Source organism: Streptomyces sp. NPDC040610, from assembly GCF_055594065.1.
Window position 1 is genome coordinate 174,619 of record NZ_JBVIXA010000006.1, and the last position, 16,347, is coordinate 190,965.

The window sequence follows — 16,347 nt, forward strand, 5'->3', positions numbered from 1 at the left end:
TGAGCGGCCTGATGGATGGGGGTGGGCGGCGCCGCCCACAAGGGCGGCATCGGCGGAGTCTAAGCGAGTCCGCACCATACGAACAACGCTCAGCATGGCACCGCAGTTCCGGATGGTGCGACTCTCCGCGCCGCCGCGCGTCAGGTCACGACCCGAACAAGTCCTGTTGTCCAGTTCCCGCTCCCTGCCGGGGCGGTACGAGACCCAGATGGGCCCATGCCGCGGGTGTCCCCACCCGGCCCCTGGGCGTCCTAGCGAGCAGCCCCTCCCGGACGAGGAAGGGCTCGGCCACCTCCTCGACGGTCTCCCGCTCCTCCCCCACCGCGACGGCGAGGGTGGACAGGCCGACGGGGCCGCCGCCGAACAGCTTCAGGAGGGCTTCGAGGACCGCGCGGTCCAGGCGGTCGAGGCCACGGGCGTCGACCTCGTACACGCTCAGGGCCGCGCCCGCGATCTCGCGGTTGATCACGCCGTCGGCCTTGACCTGGGCGTAGTCGCGCACGCGGCGCAGCAGGCGGTTGGCGATGCGGGGGGTGCCGCGGGAGCGGCCCGCGATCTCGGCGGCGCCGTCGGTGTCGATGGCCACGTCGAGCAGGTTCGCGGAGCGGTGGATCACGCGCTCCAGCTCGGCGGGTTCGTAGAACTCCATGTGGGCCGTGAAGCCGAAGCGGTCGCGCAGGGGCGGCGGAAGCAGGCCCGCGCGCGTGGTGGCGCCGACGAGTGTGAAGGGCGGCAGTTCGAGCGGGATGGCCGTGGCGCCGGGGCCCTTGCCGACGATCACGTCGACGCGGAAGTCCTCCATGGCCATGTACAGCATTTCCTCGGCGGGCCGCGACATGCGGTGGATCTCGTCGAGGAAGAGGACCTCGCCCTCCTGGAGGGAGGACAGGATCGCGGCGAGGTCGCCCGCGTGCTGGATGGCCGGGCCGCTGGTGATGCGGATCGGGGCGCCCATCTCGGCGGCGATGATCATCGAGAGGGTGGTCTTGCCGAGGCCGGGGGCGCCGGAGAGCAGCACGTGGTCGGCGGTGGCGCCGCGCGCGCGGGCGGCGCGCAGGACCAGGTCGAGCTGCTCCCTGACCTTCTCCTGGCCGATGAACTCGCCCAGGTCCTTGGGGCGCAGGGCGGCCTCGACGGCCTGGTCCTCGCCGTCGGCGGACGCACCGACCAGTCGCTCGGCCGCACCGGCAGCGTCGTCGGTCGTGTCGTCCCAGTTCATGCGGTGTGCCTCGCGATGCGGTTCGGGGGCTGGTGGGTGCGGAGGTGCGGGTGGCTGGCGGGTGCGGAGGTGCGGGTGGCTGGCAGGTGCGGTGGTGCGGGTGGCTGGCGAGTGCGGAAGTGCTGGTGCCTAGCGGGTGCGGTTCAGGGTCTGGAGCGCGGCCTTCAGGAGCTGGCCCACCTGCGGCGACTCCATGGCCTCCGCCTGCGGGGCGACGGCGGTGACGGCCTCGTCGGCCTCGCGCGTCGCGTACCCGAGGCCGATCAGGGCGGCGTGCAGTTGGTCGCGCCAGCCCTGGGTGACGGGGGCGCCGATGGCGGGGCCGCCGGTGCCGAGCGGCTCGCCGAGGCGGTCCTTCAGCTCGAGGAGCAGCTTCTGGGCGCCCTTCTTGCCGATGCCGGGCACGGCGGTGAGGGACTTCTCGTCGCCCGTGGAGACCGCGCGGCGCAGCGCGTCCGGGTTGTGCACGGCGAGCATCGCCTGCGCGAGCCGGGGGCCGACGCCGCTCGCGGTCTGGAGCAGTTCGAAGGTCTGGCGCTCGTCGTCGTCCGCGAAGCCGTACAGCGTGAGGGAGTCCTCGCGCACGACCAGGGAGGTGGCGAGCTTGGTCTGCTGGCCGACGCGGAGCGTGGAGAGGGTGTTCGGCGTGCACTGGACGGCCATGCCGATGCCCCCCACTTCGACCACGGCGGCGTCCGGGGCGAGGGCGGCGACCGGGCCGCTCACGAAGGCGATCATGGCGTACGGCCTTTCGGTGCTTGCTGGGCTTGCTGTGTCTGCTGGGCGGGGCGGGCCCGCTGGAGCTGCTGGGCGTGCTCGGCCCGCTGGAGCTGCTGGGCGTGCCGGGCGGTCGCCTGCTGGAGGCGGTTCTGGGCCACGGCCTGCTGGAGGCGGTTCTGCGCGGGGGCGCGCCAGATGTGGCAGATGGCGAGGGCGAGGGCGTCGGCCGCGTCGGCGGGCTTGGGCGGTGCGTCCAGCCGAAGCAGGCGCGTCACCATCGCGCCGACCTGGGCCTTGTCCGCGCGTCCGCTGCCGGTGACGGCGGCCTTGACCTCGCTGGGGGTGTGCAGGGCGACGGGGATGCCGCGGCGTGAGGCGCACAGCATGGCGACGGCGCTTGCCTGGGCGGTGCCCATGACCGTACGCACGTTGTGCTGGCTGAACACGCGCTCCACGGCGAGGACTTCGGGCCGGTGCTGGTCGAGCCACTCCTCGATGCCCTGCTCGATGGCGACGAGGCGGAGGCCCAGCTCGGCGTCCGCGGGGGTGCGAACGACGCCGACGCCGCGCATGGTCAACGGGCGGCCCGCGACGCCTTCGACGACACCGACGCCGCACCGGGTGAGCCCGGGGTCCACCCCAAGTACCCGCAACTCCGCCTCCCCCTCTTCGATCGCCTGTTTGTGCAGGCTATCGGGTGCCACTGACAAAGCGACGGGCCGACGGGGTGTGTCCCGTCGGCCCGTTCGCCCGTTGCCGTGGTGTGCGGCTCAGGCGTCGACCTTGGCCATGACGTCGTCGGAGACGTCGAAGTTGGCGAAGACGTTCTGCACGTCGTCGCTGTCCTCCAGGGCGTCGATGAGCTTGAAGATCTTGCGGGCGCCCTCCTCGTCCAGCTCGACCTGCATGGTCGGGACGAAGTTGGCGTCGGCCGAGTCGTAGTCGATGCCGGCCTCCTGGAGCGCGGTGCGCACCGCGACCAGGTCGGTGGCCTCGCTGAGCACCTCGAAGGACTCGCCCAGGTCGTTGACCTCTTCGGCACCGGCGTCCAGCACGGCCGTCAGGACGTCGTCCTCGGTCAGCTCGCCCTTGGGGACGATCACGACACCCTTGCGGTTGAAGAGGTACGACACGGAGCCCGGGTCGGCCATGGAGCCGCCGTTGCGGGTCATCGCGACGCGCACGTCGGAGGCCGCGCGGTTGCGGTTGTCGGTCAGACACTCGATGAGCACCGCGACGCCGTTGGGGCCGTAGCCCTCGTACATGATCGTCTCGTAGTCGGCGCCACCGGCTTCGAGACCGGCGCCGCGCTTGACCGCGGAGTCGATGTTCTTGTTCGGCACCGAGCTCTTCTTGGCCTTCTGGATGGCGTCGAAGAGGGTCGGGTTGCCGGACACGTCGGCGCCGCCCGTGCGGGCCGCGACCTCGATGTTCTTGATCATCTTCGCGAAGAGCTTGCCGCGCTTGGCGTCGATCACGGCCTTCTTGTGCTTCGTCGTAGCCCATTTAGAGTGGCCGGACATCTGCCTGTCTCCTTCGCGTAACCAACCAGTACGAACGCCAGAGATCCTACAAGGACCGCGGCGCCTGCTTCGCCCGCACCATGTCGACGAACAGAGCGTGCACCCTGTGGTCGCCCGTCAGCTCGGGGTGGAAGGACGTGGCGAGCACGTCGCCCTGGCGTACGGCGACGATGTGGCCCTCGTGCTCGGCGAGCACGTCGACGTCGGCGCCGACCGACTCCACCCACGGGGCGCGGATGAAGACGCCCTCCACAGGGTCCCCCGCGACGCCCTTGATGTCGACGGCCGCTTCGAAGGACTCGTTCTGCCGCCCGAAGGCGTTGCGGCGCACGATCATGTCGATGCCGCCGACCGTCTCCTGCCCCGAACGCGGGTCGAGGATCTTGTCGGCGAGCATGATCATGCCCGCGCAGGTGCCGTAGACCGGCATGCCGTCACGCACGCGCGCGCGGAGCGGTTCGAGCAGGCCGAAGAGCGCTGCCAGCTTGGAGATGGTGGTCGACTCGCCGCCGGGGATGACCAGGCCGTCCACCTCGGCGAGTTCTTCGGGGCGCCGCACCGGCCTGGCCACGGCGTCCGCCGTGGCCAGGGCGACAAGGTGCTCCCGTACGTCGCCCTGGAGGGCCAGGACGCCGATCACGGGGGTGTCGTTCATGGGTTACCAGCCGCGGTTGGCGTAGCGCTCGGCCTCGGGCAGGGTGTCGCAGTTGATGCCGACCATGGCCTCGCCGAGGTTGCGGGACGCGTCCGCGACGATCTTCGGGTCGTCGAAGAAGGTGGTGGCCTTCACGATGGCGGCGGCGCGCTTGGCCGGGTCGCCGGACTTGAAGATGCCGGAGCCCACGAAGACGCCCTCGGCGCCGAGCTGGCGCATCAGCGCGGCGTCGGCGGGGGTCGCGACACCACCGGCGGAGAAGAGGACCACCGGCAGCTTGCCCAGCTCGGAGACCTCCTTGACCAGCTCGTACGGGGCGCGCAGCTCCTTGGCCGCGGCGTACAGCTCGTTGTTGTCGAAGCCGCGCAGCTTGGCGATCTCGTTCTTGATCTGGCGCAGGTGGCGGACGGCCTCGACGACGTTGCCGGTGCCGGCCTCGCCCTTGGAGCGGATCATGGCCGCGCCCTCGGCGATGCGGCGCAGGGCCTCGCCGAGGTTGGTGGCGCCGCACACGAAGGGGGTCGTGAACGCGAACTTGTCGCTGTGGTTGACCTCGTCGGCCGGGGTCAGGACCTCGGACTCGTCGATGTAGTCGACGCCGAGGGACTGCAGGACCTGGGCCTCCACGAAGTGGCCGATGCGGGACTTGGCCATCACCGGGATCGACACGGCCTCGATGATGCCCTCGATCATGTCCGGGTCGGACATCCGGGCCACACCGCCGTCCTTGCGGATGTCGGCCGGGACCCGCTCCAGGGCCATGACGGCGACGGCGCCGGCGTCCTCGGCGATCTTCGCCTGCTCCGGCGTCACGACGTCCATGATCACGCCGCCCTTGAGCTGCTCGGCCATGCCGCGCTTCACGCGGGCGGTGCCGGTCGCGGGGGTGGCGGCCTGGTTGGTGCTGGGGAGCGTGCTGGACACGGGTGACCTCACTCGGGAAAGAAGGCTGTGGCTTGGGAAGCCGGGGCTTGAGGGAGCCGGGGCTTCGGGAAGCCGTGGCCCGGGCACGCGGAAGGGTGGCTTCCCGCCTCTTCCGTTCCGGCCCGGTCTGGCTTCCGTCGCGTTTCCGCTGTACCGAGGAAACGTCTCCGGACCAGGCCACAGCAAGGGCCAATGGTGAGGCTGTGGATCGTTTTCGGTGCGTTACCGGGGTGATTCGGTACGTCACGTGCTCGATCCCGGGGCGAGGTGCGGCGGGCGCGGGCGTGCTCGGGCAGCCCTGACGGGGCTGGGTCCGGCCGACCTCGACGGCGCCAGGGCGGCCTGGACGGGCCGTCTGACGCTCCCTTCGCGGCCTGCGCGTCTAGGTGGCCCCGGGCCGGTCCGCCAGAGCCTCAGGGGCCACGTCGTCCATCTCGAAGGCCATGGGGAACGGGGCGTGTCCGGCGAGCCGGAACCAGCGGACCTTGCGGTGGCGGCGCAGGGCGCGGGCGGCGCGTACGGCGTCGTTGTGGAAGCGGCGGGCCATGGGGACCCGGCGGACCGCCTGGGCCAGCTCGATCGCGGCCCCCTCGCCGCCCGGGGCCTCCCGTAGGGCCTCGACCTGGCCCACGTCCTCGAAGACCGCCCGCAGCGCCTGGCTCAGCTCGCTCTCGGCGACCTCCCGATGCTCCTCCTCCGCCTGCCGGGCCGCGTGCGCCGCCTCGTACAGGACGATGGACGCCGCCGGGTCGAGCACGCCGGAGGTGGCCACCTCCTGGGTCACCGAGGCGCGGCGCAGCAGTTGCGCGTCGAGGGCGGCGCGGGCCGCGTCGATGCGCGCGTGCAGCCGGTCGAGGCGTCCCGCGGTCCAGCTCAGGTACAGGCCGATCGCGAAGAGGGCGACGGCGATCCAGATCAACGTGGAGGTCACGGCCGCAAAGGTACCCGGCGGGGGCGCTGGGGACGGCGGGGGCTGGTCGGGCTCCGCCCCGGGTTGGCCCCGGGGTGCCCGTCCGCCGGGGGCGCCGTCGATCGGCCTTCGGCCTCGTCCTCAAGCGCCGGACGGGCTGAATTGTCCCTGTCCGCCGGTGGGGGGTTGTCGGCCTTCGGCCTCGTCCTCAAACGCCGGACGGGCTGAATTGTCCCTGTCCGCCGGTGGGGGGTTGTCGGCCTTCGGCCTCGTCCTCAAGCGCCGGACGGGCTGAAATTGCCTGCCCGGGCCCCTGCCTACAACTTGTCCTTCGCCAAGCCGAAGCGGGCTCTCAGGCCCGTGCGTTCGTCCGTCGCCACCGCTGCCGCTCCGTCCGTCACCGTCTCGTAGACGGAGAGGATGTCGGCGCCGACGGTGGACCAGTCGAAGCGGCGTACGTGCTTGGTGCCGCGTTCGCGGAGTTCTTCGCGGCGGGCGGGGTCGCGCAGGAGGCGGATCGCCGCGTTGGACAAGGAGTAGGCGTCCTCGTTGGCGAAGAGGTCGCCCGCGGCGCCCTGGTCGAGGACCTGGGCGAAGGCGTCGAGGTCGCTGGCCAGGACGGGAGCGCCCGCCGACATCGCCTCGACGAGGATGATGCCGAAGCTCTCGCCGCCGGTGTTCGGGGCGACGTACACGTCGACGCTGCGCAGCAGCCGCGCCTTGTCCTCGTCGCTGACCATGCCGAGGAACTCCACCCGGGAGCGCAGCTCGGCGGGCAGGGAGGCGACGGCCTCCTCCTCGTCGCCGCGGCCGGCCACCAGGAGGCGCGCCTCGGGCCGGGCCGCGAAGATCCGGGGCAGCGCCCGCATCAGCACCGGCAGGCCCTTGCGCGGCTCGTCGATGCGTCCGATGAAGCCGATCGTCTGGCCCTGCCACTCGGGCTTGGGCTCGGCGCGGGCGAAGAAGTCGACGTCGACGCCGTTGGGGATGACCACCGCGTCGCCGCCCAGGTGCTCCACGAGCGTGCGGCGCGCGTACTCGCTGACCGCGATGCGCGCGCTGATCTTCTCCAGGGCGGGCTGGAGGATCGGATACGCGGCGATCATGGCCCGCGAGCGCGGGTTGGAGGTGTGGAACGTGGCGACGATCGGCCCCTGCGCCGCCCAGCACGTGAGCAGCCCGAGCGACGGCGAGGTCGGCTCGTGGATGTGGATCACGTCGAAGGTGCCGTCGTGCAGCCAGCGACGTACGCGCGCGGCCGAGAGGAATCCGAAGTTCAGCCGCGCCACGGAGCCGTTGTACGGAACCGGAACGGCCCGGCCCGCCGACACCACGTACGGCGGCAGCGGGGTCTCGTCATCCGCAGGTGCGAGGACGGAGACCTCGTGTCCCAGGCGGATGAGGTGCTCCGCCAGATCGCGGATGTGGAACTGGACGCCGCCCGGCACGTCCCACGAGTAGGGGCAGACGATGCCGACCTTCACGGCGACCCCTCGGCCGCCGGGCCGTCCGGCGCCTTCGCCGGGTCCAGGTCGGCGAGCCAGAGGCGCTGGAGCATGTGCCAGTCCTCGGGGTGGTCGGCGATGCCCGTGGCGAAGGCGTCGGCGAGGGCCTGCGTCATGGCGGCCGTCTTCTCGCCGCGCGTCCCCGTCTCGGGCACGTCGACCGGCGGGTGGACACGGCCGCGCATGACCGGCGAGTCGTCGTACCAGAGCGTCACCGGGAGCAGCAACGCGCCGGTCTGCTGGGCGAGCGCGGCGGGCCCGGCCGGCATCCGCGCGCTCTCGCCGAAGAACTTCACCTCGACGCCGGACGCCGACAGATCGCGGTCCGCGACCAGGCAGACGAGGCCGCCCGCGCGCAGCCGGCGCGCCAGCGTCCCGAAGGCGGAGCCGCCGGTGTGCGGCAGGACCTCCATGCCGAGGCCGCTGCGGTAGGCGACGAAGCGGTCGTACAGGGACTCGGGCTTCTGCCGCTCCTGCACGGTGGTGAAGGGCGTCTCCAGCTTCGTGGTGACCCAGGCGCCCGCCAGGTCCCAGTTGCCCAGGTGCGGCAGCGCGAGGATCACGCCCCGGCCCGAGGCCAGGCCGTCGGTGAGGTGGTGCAGGTCGTCGGCGACGAAGCCGTTCCTGATGCGGTCCTTGCTCCAGGCCGGCAGCCGGAAGGACTCCATCCAGTACCGCATGTACGACCGCATGCCCGCCCTGGACAGCTCGGCGAGCCGCGCCGGGGACGCGTCGGGCACCACGCGCGCGTAGTTCGCCTCCAGGCGCAGCACGCCCTTGCCACGCCGCTTCCAGGCGAGGTCGGCGATGGTGCGGCCGAGGCGCACGGCGGCGGGCTCGGGAAGCTTCTTGACGGTGCTCCAGCCGAGGCCGTACAGCGCGTCCGTGAGCTTCTCCGTCGTGGGGCTCATGAAGCGGTCTCGCTCTCCTGTGGCGTTTCGCTGGCGGCCTCCTGGTCCGCCTCCTCCGCCTCACGGCGCACGGTCACCACGCGCTGCACCAGCGTCACGAGGCTGCCGACGGCGACGATCCACAGGGCGACGGGAAGCAGCACGTCGATGCCGGGAACCCCGAACTTGTGCAGTCCGGCGAAGCCCGCGGCGACCAGCGAGATCACCAGCCGCTCGGCCCGCTCGACCAGGCCGTTCACGGCGACCGGCAGCCCGATGGCCTCGCCGCGCGCCTTCGTGTACGACACGACCTGGCCGCTGGCCAGGCAGAAGATGGAGACCGCGCACAGCACGTTGTTGTCGCCGGACCCCGCGTACCAGAGCGCGAAGCCGCCGAAGATCGCGCCGTCCGCGACCCGGTCGAGCGTGGAGTCGAGGAACGCCCCCCACCGGCTGGAGCGGCCGAGCTGGCGCGCCATGTTCCCGTCGACCAGGTCCGAGAACACGAACAGCGTGATGACGACCGTGCCCCAGAAGAACTCGCCCCGGGGGTAGAAGACCAGCGCTCCCGCCACGACACCGGCCGTGCCGATGAACGTCACCGTGTCGGGGCTGACCCCGCGGCGGATGAGAAACGCGGCGAACGGTGTGAGGACACGCGTGAAGAATGCACGCGCGTACTTGTTCAGCATGGCCTTCCCGAGGGTCGGTGCCCATGGCGGCCCCGTTGGCCACCGGCTGGCCCATCGTAGTCACGCTCACGACACACCGGCTCGCCCCCTCACGATCGCGTACGACGTATGGACGCACCGTGACGCGAGTGCAAAGCTCGAAAGCACCGCGGGCGTCGCCGGAGCCGCCTCCGCACGCGGGTCCCGTGTGTCCGCGCACAGCCAGCATCCCTGAGGGGGCTGAGCCTCCTCATCCATGCGCGTAACCGGGAGGCCAAGGCATGGGCGACAAGGCGAACGCACACCCCGGAGCCGCCGGCAGGGCAGCGACGGCCGACCATCCCGCGTCCGTACGGAATGTGGTGCTGGTCGGCCACAGCGGATCGGGCAAGACGACTCTGGTGGAAGCCCTCGCGCTGACCGCGGGGGCGGTGAACCGGGCGGGCCGGGTTGAGGACGGCACCTCGGTCTCGGACTACGACGACATAGAGCACCGCCAACAGCGCTCCGTACAGCTGTCCCTCGTCCCCGTCGAATGGGGCGGCTACAAGATCAATATCCTGGACACCCCGGGATACGCCGACTTCGTCGGTGAACTCAGGGCCGGTCTGCGCGCGGCGGACGCGGCCCTTTTCGTCGTCTCGGCGGCCGAGGGCGCCGAGGGCATCACGGGCGCGACCCGCATGGTGTGGGAGGAGTGCGCCGCGGTCGGCATGCCGCGGGCCATCGTGGTCACGCACCTGGAGGCGGCGCGCGCCGACTTCACGGACATCACGCGGTGCTGCGCCGAGGCCTTCGGCGCCGACGACCCCGACGCCGTACTGCCGCTGTACCTGCCGCTCCACGGCGAGCAGGGCCCCGACGGGCACGCGCCCGTCACCGGCCTGGTCGGACTGCTCTCGCAGCGGATCTTCGACTACGCGTCGGGCGAACGCAAGGAGTCCGAACCGGGCGCCGACCAGCTGCCGGTGATCGAGGAGGCGCGCAACAAACTCATCGAGGGGATCATCGCCGAGAGCGAGGACGAGTCCCTGATGGACCGCTATCTCGGCGGCGAGGACATCGACTACGAGACCCTCGTGCAGGACCTGGAGCGAGCCGTCGCGCGCGGCATCTTCCACCCGGTCCTCGCCGCCGCCCCCGCCGCCGAGGGCGCCCGCCAGGGCCTCGGCACCGTCGAACTCCTGGAGCTGATCACCGGCGGCTTCCCGACCCCCCTGGAACACCCCGCCCCGGCCGTCACCACCCCTGCGGGAAAGCCCCGCCCGGCCCTCACCTGCGACCCCGAGGGGCCCCTGGCCGCCGAAGTGGTCAAGACCGCGTCCGACCCCTACGTCGGCCGGATCTCGCTGGTCCGCGTCTTCTCCGGGACCCTGCGGCCCGACGAGACCGTGCACGTGTCAGGTCACGGCCTCGCCGACCGCGGCCACGAGGACCACGACGTCGACGAGCGCGTGGGCGCCCTGTCCTCCCCGTTCGGCAAGCAGCAGCGCACCCTCAGCCAGGCCATCGCGGGCGATCTGGCCTGCGTGGCCAAACTCGGCCGCGCCGAGACCGGCGACACCCTCTCGGCCAAGGACGACCCGCTCCTGATGGAGCCCTGGGACATGCCCGACCCGCTGCTCCCGCTCGCCATCGAGGCGCACAGCAAGGCCGACGAGGACAAGCTCTCCCAGGGCCTGTCCCGGCTCGTCGCCGAGGACCCGACGATGCGGCTCGAACAGAACCAGGACACCCACCAGGTGGTCCTGTGGTGCCTGGGCGAGGCCCACGCGGACGTCGCTCTGGAGCGGCTGCGCCACCGTTACGGCGTGCAGGTCGACCTCGTACCGCACAAGGTGTCCCTGCGGGAGACGTTCGGGGGCAGGGCCGCCGGGCGCGGCCGCCATGTGAAGCAGTCGGGCGGCCACGGGCAGTTCGCGATCTGCGAGATCGAGGTGGAGCCCCTGCCCGGTGGCAGCGGCATCGAGTTCGTCGACAAGGTCGTCGGCGGCGCGGTGCCCCGGCAGTTCATCCCGTCCGTGGAGAAGGGCGTCCGGGCGCAGGCGGCCAAGGGGGTCGCGGCCGGCTATCCGCTCATCGACGTGCGCGTCACCCTGCTCGACGGCAAGGCGCACTCGGTGGACTCCTCCGACGCCGCGTTCCAGACGGCGGGCGCGCTCGCGCTGCGGGAGGCGGCCGCGGACGCCACCATCCACCTGCTCGAACCCGTCGCCGAGGTGCGGGTCCTCGTCGGCGACGAGCACGTGGGCTCGGTCATGAGCGACCTGTCCGGGCGGCGCGGCCGCGTCGTCGGCACCGAACAGGCACCGGGCGGCCGCACCCTGGTCCGGGCCGAGGTGCCCGAGATCGAGATCGGCCGGTACGCGGTGGACCTGCGCTCCCTCTCCCAGGGCACCGCACGCTTCAGCCGGTCCTACGCCCGGCACGAACCGATGCCCGCCCAGCTGTCCCACAAGATCCGCGAACAGGCCGAGCACGGCGTCTAGTTGACGCGTCCCGGCCCGCCGCCGCCCGTCCGGAGCCTCTCCGGCGGGCGGCATTTCGCGGCCCCCTGCCGGATGTCAGTGCGCACCGATACGCTGATGACCTGATCAAAAGCTGTACCGGCCGGGGCAACAGGTGTGCCGGGCAACGCAGTCGGGAATCTCGGGAGACAACACACTCGGGAACCGGCGCGGCCGGGAACAACCCAGTCGGGAAACAACGCAGTCGGGAAGAGTCGCGGCGCCAGGGGCGGTGCGGCGTTGGGGGCGGCAGGTGGCGGACGACGTATTCGACTTCAGGCCAGGGGCCCAGGTCCCGCTGTCGGGCGCCGCAGGGCAGACCGCGGCGACGCATGCCCTGGCGTCGGCGGCGTATCGCGACGGCGAGGTCGACGACATCCTCAAGGCCAACAGCGACTGGCACAAATCCGTGGTGAAGCCCGGACTGTGGTCGCTGTGCAAGCCCAGCCTGGGCGAGGCCTTCTCACGGACCGTGCAGGTGCGGATGCTCGGCGGCGCCCGGCCTGCGCTCATCCAGTCCTTCGGCACCGAACCGCAGGCGGTCGTCGAGCACTGCCTGGCGGCCAACCGCATCCGCAGACAGCGCGACAGCTGGCTCACGGCCGTGATGGCGATCTGCGGGCTGCTCTTCCTGCCCGGCCTGCTGGCCTGGCTCCTGGTGTTCACCGCCCGCCGGTGGATCTCCAAGCAGAAGGACAAGCGCACCCAGGCCATCGCCACGGCCCTCCTCGTCGCCCTCGGCGTCCTCGTCGTCCTGCTCCTGATCAAGCTGCCCTTCGACGGCTTCTGGGCCTGGTATCTGCGGATCTGCCCCATCGTGCCCGTGCTCGGCTGGTTCTGGGCCAAGCATGTCGCCGAGGGCACCGCCAAGGACCTGCGGGACCGCTGGGACAGCCTGCTCGCGGGCGGCGGCATCGGCGCCAAGATCCCCGAAGCGGTTCCCGGCAGCCCCGGCGAGACCGCGGCCGAGCGGCTGCGCCAGGGCCTCGCCCGGCTCTCCGCCGAGCAGCAGTCCAACTCCGTCTTCTACGCCGGGCCCAAGGGGATACTGGGCATGGGCACCCGCTGGGGCAGCTGGCAGCTCGCCGAGGAGCTGACCCCCCGCGAAGCGGGCAAGGAGATCAACCCGTTCCGCAGCTGGGACGTCATACGCGCGGTGCACGACCAGCTCCGCATGCTGGAGCGCGGCCCCCTGCACACCGGCGGCTTCCCCACGCCGTCGATAAAGCACTGGGTCGTCACCCCCATCGGGGAGAACGCGGGATCGGTCTCCCGCCCCTCGGGCACCGACGTCGACGCCTTCCAGATCAAGGGCCACGAGATACAGCGCATCTGCAACGAGCAGCAGTTCGGCAGCGGCGACCGGCACTATCTGGGCGTTCAGTTCACCCTCTGGGACGGCCAGTTGGTGATCACGATGCTGATCACGGTCACCGTGCTGCACGAGACCCTGCGCATCGAGGTCACGGGGCACGCGCTCGGACCCGTGCACTCGCTGTTCACCAGCAAGCCCTCCCCCAAGACCAAGACGGTCAGCAAGACCGTCAAGTTCTGGGAGACCAAGACGCAGCAGCTGCCGCTCGTCGACGCCCAGGAGGTGGTGCGCCTCGCCGTGCGCGCCCCCTTCACCTGGTATCCGCCGATGCTGGACTACCTGGGCGGCAAGCTCGTCCTGCCCGAGCCGTTCGGCCTCCGCCACGCCTGGGCCGACAAGCCGTGGCGGCACCGCTTCATGGCCGACGACGCGCTGCGCGCGGCCACGCCGGTGCTGCGCGTGGTGCACTCGGCGGCCATCAAGGTCCTGGAGGAGAACGGCGTGAACACCGACCGCTTCAGCGGCCGCGCCACGTTCCTCAGCGGGGCGGTGCAGGACCCCATGCCGCGCAACGCGGACGTGTACGGCACCTAGACCCGGCCACGGAAGGAGGGGGCGGCGCGATCGGGTCGCGCCGCCCCCTCCTCCGTTTCTCCGTGCGTTCGGGCGCTACGCCACGGGCCACGCCTCCGCGAGCATCTTGCGGGTGTCGGCGAGCAGTTGGGGCAGCACCTTGGTGTGGCCGACGACCGGCATGAAGTTGGTGTCGCCGCCCCAGCGCGGCACGATGTGCTGGTGCAGATGGGCGGCGATGCCCGCGCCCGCGACCGTGCCCTGGTTCATGCCGATGTTGAAGCCGTGCGCCCCGGAGGCGGTGCGCAGCGCCGTCATCGCCTGCTTGGTCAGCTCGCCGAGCTCGACGGTCTCCGGGCCGGTCAGCTCCGTGTAGTCGGCGACGTGACGGTAGGGCACCACCATCAGGTGGCCGCCGTTGTACGGATAGAGGTTGAGCACCGCGTACACATGCTCGCCGCGGGCGATGATCAGCCCGTCCTCGTCCGATTTCGCCGGGATCGAGCAGAAGGGGCAGCCGTCGTCCGCCCCTGGGCCGGTGGGCTTGTTCTCGCCCTGGATGTACGCCATCCGGTGAGGCGTCCACAGGCGCTGGAACGCGTCCTGCGTCCCCACTCCGATCTGCTGCTCCGGCTCAATCGTCATGCTGTGCAGCATATGACTTCGCCCGTTCGGGGCGTGCCGCCGGGGCGGACCCCGGGCCGCCCCCGGCCAGGCCGGGGCGACAACCGATGGCCGATGACAGCGCCCGTCCGGCGCCCGAGGGCGCGCGGTCCCGCTGGGGAGCGCGGTGGCCCCCGGGGGCGTCCCCGGGGGCCACCTGAAGCGTCCCGCGCGGTGTCAGACCTGCACGCGCTCCTCGACGACCTTCACGATCTTCGCGATGGCCTCGTCGACCGGGATGCCGTTCTCCTGCGAGCCGTCGCGGTAGCGGAAGGACACGGCGCCCTGCTCCATGTCCTCGTCGCCCGCGATGACCATGAAGGGCACCTTGGCCTTCTGCTGGTTGCGGATCTTCTTCTGCATGCGGTCGGAGGAGGCGTCCACCTCGACCCGCAGGCCCTGGGCGCGCGCCTTCTCGGCGAACTCGCGCAGGTAGGGGATGTGGGCGTCGCCGATCGGGATGCCGACCGCCTGCACCGGGGCCAGCCAGGCCGGGAACGCGCCCGCGTAGTGCTCGAGGAGCACGCCGAAGAACCGCTCGATGGAGCCGAACAGGGCGCGGTGCAGCATGACGGGCTGCTGGCGCGAGCCGTCCGCCGCGGTGTACTCAAGGCCGAACCGCTTGGGCTGGTTGAAGTCGACCTGGAGGGTCGACATCTGCCAGGAGCGGCCGATCGCGTCCTTCGCCTGGACGGAGATCTTCGGGCCGTAGTACGCGGCGCCGCCCGGGTCGGGCACCAGCGGCAGCCCCTGCTTCTCGGCGGCCAGGCGCAGCGCCTCGGTGGCCTCCGCCCAGTCCTCGTCGGAGCCGATGAACTTGTCCGACTCGGGGTCGCGCGTGGACAGCTCCAGCTCGAACTCGTTCAGGCCGTAGTCGCGCAGCAGGTCCAGGACGAAGGTGAGGAGCTTGTCCAGCTCGTCCGCCATCTGCTCCTTGGTGCAGTAGATGTGCGAGTCGTCCTGGGTGAAGCCGCGCGAGCGGGTCAGGCCGTGCACGACGCCCGACTTCTCGTAGCGGTACACGGTGCCGAACTCGAAGAGGCGCAGCGGCAGTTCACGGTAGGAGCGCCCGCGCGACTTGAAGATCAGGTTGTGCATGGGGCAGTTCATGGCCTTGAGGCGGTAGTTCTGCCCGTCGAACTCGATGGGCGGGAACATGCCCTCGGCGTAGTGCGGCAGGTGCCCCGAGGTCTCGAAGAGGTGCTCCTTCGAGATGTGCGGGGTGTTCACGAACTCGTAGCCGGTCTCCTCGTGGCGGCGCCGCGAGTAGTCCTCCATCACCTTGCGGACCACGCCGCCCTTGGGGTGGAAGACCGCGAGGCCCGGGCCGAGCTCCTCGGGGAAGGAGAACAGGTCCAGCTCCGCGCCGAGCTTGCGGTGGTCCCGCTTCTCGGCCTCGGCGAGGAACTCCAGGTGCGCCTTCAGCTCGTCCTTGGACGGCCACGCGGTGCCGTAGATGCGCTGGAGCTGGGGGTTCTTCTCGCTGCCCCGCCAGTAGGCGGCGGCGGAGCGCATCAGCTTGAACGCCGGGATGTTCCGGGTGGTGGGCAGGTGCGGACCGCGGCAGAGGTCCTTCCAGCACAGCTCGCCGGTCTTGGCGTCGATGTTGTCGTAGATGGTCAGCTCGCCGGCGCCCACCTCGGCGTCCGCGCCGTCGGCGGCGTTCGCGGCGTTGCCCTTGAGGCCGATGAGCTCCAGCTTGTACGGCTCGTCGGCGAGCTCGACGCGGGCGTCGTCGTCGTTGGTGACGCGGCGCGCGAAGCGCTGGCCGCGCTTCTGGATCTCCTGCATCTTCTTCTCGACGCGCTTGAGGTCCTCCGGGGTGAAGGGCTCGGCGACGTCGAAGTCGTAGTAGAAGCCGTCGCGGATGGGCGGGCCGATGCCGAGCTTGGCCTCCGGGAACAGCTCCTGCACGGCCTGCGCCATCACGTGCGCGGTGGAGTGCCGCAGGATGTTCAGGCCGTCCTCGGAGGAGATCTCGACGGGCTCGACGACCTCGCCGTCGGCGACCGCGTACGCCAGGTCCTTCAGCTCGCCGCCCACGCGGGCCGCGACGACGGTGCGCTCGCCGTCGAACAGGTCGGCGGCCGTGGTGCCCGTGGTCACCACGCGTTCTTCCCGCTCGGAATCGCGTTGGATGATCACACGGACGTCTGACACCGGTTTCTCCTGCCTGAAGGGGGCTGCCCTGCTGGAAGCGGGCCGCGCAGACTCTGCTCCTGCGCGCGCAACGAATCGTACCGAGCCCCCGGGGCCCATCGCGAAACGGATA

13 protein-coding genes and 1 pseudogene are annotated in these 16,347 nt (G+C 71.3%); 2 read left to right on the forward strand and 12 right to left on the reverse strand.

The window, feature by feature from the left end:
* Positions 1-145 precede the first annotated feature (145 nt).
* The 10 genes and pseudogenes from ruvB to pgsA all read right to left on the reverse strand — a co-directional run bounded on the left by ruvB (position 146) and on the right by pgsA (position 9,093).
* Positions 146-1,219: a Holliday junction branch migration DNA helicase RuvB gene (ruvB, locus tag ACZ6AA_RS22150; protein WP_030360506.1), complete on the reverse strand. Its 1,074-nt coding sequence runs from the start codon at positions 1,217-1,219 to the stop codon at positions 146-148.
* A 129-nt stretch (positions 1,220-1,348) separates the two neighbouring features.
* A complete protein-coding gene (ruvA, locus tag ACZ6AA_RS22155) occupies positions 1,349-1,957 on the reverse strand; it encodes a Holliday junction branch migration protein RuvA (protein WP_471459570.1) in 609 nt (202 codons plus the stop codon).
* A complete protein-coding gene (ruvC, locus tag ACZ6AA_RS22160; protein ID WP_468453503.1) occupies positions 1,954-2,592 on the reverse strand; it encodes a crossover junction endodeoxyribonuclease RuvC in 639 nt (212 codons plus the stop codon). Before ruvC ends, ruvA begins: the two co-directional genes overlap by 4 nt.
* 117 nt (positions 2,593-2,709) lie before the next feature.
* Complete coding sequence (locus ACZ6AA_RS22165) at positions 2,710-3,462, reverse strand: YebC/PmpR family DNA-binding transcriptional regulator (protein WP_030360509.1); 753 nt, start codon at positions 3,460-3,462, stop codon at positions 2,710-2,712.
* Positions 3,463-3,508: 46 nt separating this feature from the next.
* Positions 3,509-4,117 (reverse strand): pyridoxal 5'-phosphate synthase glutaminase subunit PdxT, encoded by a 609-nt coding sequence (gene pdxT / locus ACZ6AA_RS22170; RefSeq protein ID WP_468453215.1) that lies wholly within the window; start codon positions 4,115-4,117, stop codon positions 3,509-3,511.
* Between the two features lie 3 nt (positions 4,118-4,120).
* Positions 4,121-4,969: a pyridoxal 5'-phosphate synthase lyase subunit PdxS gene (gene pdxS / locus ACZ6AA_RS22175; RefSeq protein WP_468453501.1), complete on the reverse strand. Its 849-nt coding sequence runs from the start codon at positions 4,967-4,969 to the stop codon at positions 4,121-4,123.
* A 454-nt stretch (positions 4,970-5,423) separates the two neighbouring features.
* Complete coding sequence (locus tag ACZ6AA_RS22180) at positions 5,424-5,972, reverse strand: LemA family protein (protein ID WP_468480709.1); 549 nt, start codon at positions 5,970-5,972, stop codon at positions 5,424-5,426.
* A gap of 296 nt (positions 5,973-6,268) precedes the next feature.
* Positions 6,269-7,435: a glycosyltransferase family 4 protein gene (locus ACZ6AA_RS22185; RefSeq protein WP_468453212.1), complete on the reverse strand. Its 1,167-nt coding sequence runs from the start codon at positions 7,433-7,435 to the stop codon at positions 6,269-6,271.
* A complete protein-coding gene (locus ACZ6AA_RS22190; RefSeq protein WP_468453210.1) occupies positions 7,432-8,367 on the reverse strand; it encodes a phosphatidylinositol mannoside acyltransferase in 936 nt (311 codons plus the stop codon). The genes ACZ6AA_RS22185 and ACZ6AA_RS22190 overlap by 4 nt, the downstream gene beginning before the upstream one ends.
* Positions 8,364-9,093 (reverse strand): annotated as a pseudogene (pgsA, locus tag ACZ6AA_RS22195) (phosphatidylinositol phosphate synthase). Before pgsA ends, ACZ6AA_RS22190 begins: the two are co-directional and overlap by 4 nt.
* Positions 9,094-9,298: 205 nt before the next feature.
* Here pgsA and ACZ6AA_RS22200 point away from each other — a divergent pair.
* Together ACZ6AA_RS22200 and ACZ6AA_RS22205 are read left to right on the forward strand one after the other, a co-directional pair.
* A complete protein-coding gene (locus tag ACZ6AA_RS22200; RefSeq protein ID WP_468480708.1) occupies positions 9,299-11,506 on the forward strand; it encodes an elongation factor G-like protein EF-G2 in 2,208 nt (735 codons plus the stop codon).
* A gap of 271 nt (positions 11,507-11,777) precedes the next feature.
* The gene (locus ACZ6AA_RS22205; protein ID WP_468453206.1) at positions 11,778-13,433 is read left to right on the forward strand and encodes a hypothetical protein; all 1,656 of its coding nucleotides are present in this window, start codon (positions 11,778-11,780) and stop codon (positions 13,431-13,433) included.
* A gap of 75 nt (positions 13,434-13,508) precedes the next feature.
* Here the strand turns inward: ACZ6AA_RS22205 and ACZ6AA_RS22210 are convergent, their stop codons facing one another.
* Both ACZ6AA_RS22210 and thrS read right to left on the reverse strand, forming a co-directional pair.
* Entirely contained in the window at positions 13,509-14,069 is a 561-nt protein-coding gene (locus ACZ6AA_RS22210; protein ID WP_468453204.1) for an HIT family protein, read from the reverse strand.
* 183 nt (positions 14,070-14,252) lie between these two features.
* Positions 14,253-16,235: a threonine--tRNA ligase gene (gene thrS, locus ACZ6AA_RS22215; RefSeq protein ID WP_468453202.1), complete on the reverse strand. Its 1,983-nt coding sequence runs from the start codon at positions 16,233-16,235 to the stop codon at positions 14,253-14,255.
* Positions 16,236-16,347: the final 112 nt, after the last annotated feature.

Bases quoted from the DNA above. Each gene is read 5' to 3' on its own strand.
- ACZ6AA_RS22210 (WP_468453204.1), bottom strand. From the start codon at position 14,069: ATGCTGCACAGCATGACGATTGAGCCGGAGCAGCAGATCGGAGTGGGG.
- ruvB (WP_030360506.1), bottom strand. From the start codon at position 1,219: ATGAACTGGGACGACACGACCGACGACGCTGCCGGTGCGGCCGAGCGA.
- pdxS (WP_468453501.1), bottom strand. From the start codon at position 4,969: ATGGCCGAGCAGCTCAAGGGCGGCGTGATCATGGACGTCGTGACGCCG.
- ACZ6AA_RS22190 (WP_468453210.1), bottom strand. From the start codon at position 8,367: ATGAGCCCCACGACGGAGAAGCTCACGGACGCGCTGTACGGCCTCGGC.
- ACZ6AA_RS22200 (WP_468480708.1), top strand. From the start codon at position 9,299: ATGGGCGACAAGGCGAACGCACACCCCGGAGCCGCCGGCAGGGCAGCG.
- ACZ6AA_RS22165 (WP_030360509.1), bottom strand. From the start codon at position 3,462: ATGTCCGGCCACTCTAAATGGGCTACGACGAAGCACAAGAAGGCCGTG.
- ruvA (WP_471459570.1), bottom strand. From the start codon at position 1,957: ATGATCGCCTTCGTGAGCGGCCCGGTCGCCGCCCTCGCCCCGGACGCC.
- pdxT (WP_468453215.1), bottom strand. From the start codon at position 4,117: ATGAACGACACCCCCGTGATCGGCGTCCTGGCCCTCCAGGGCGACGTA.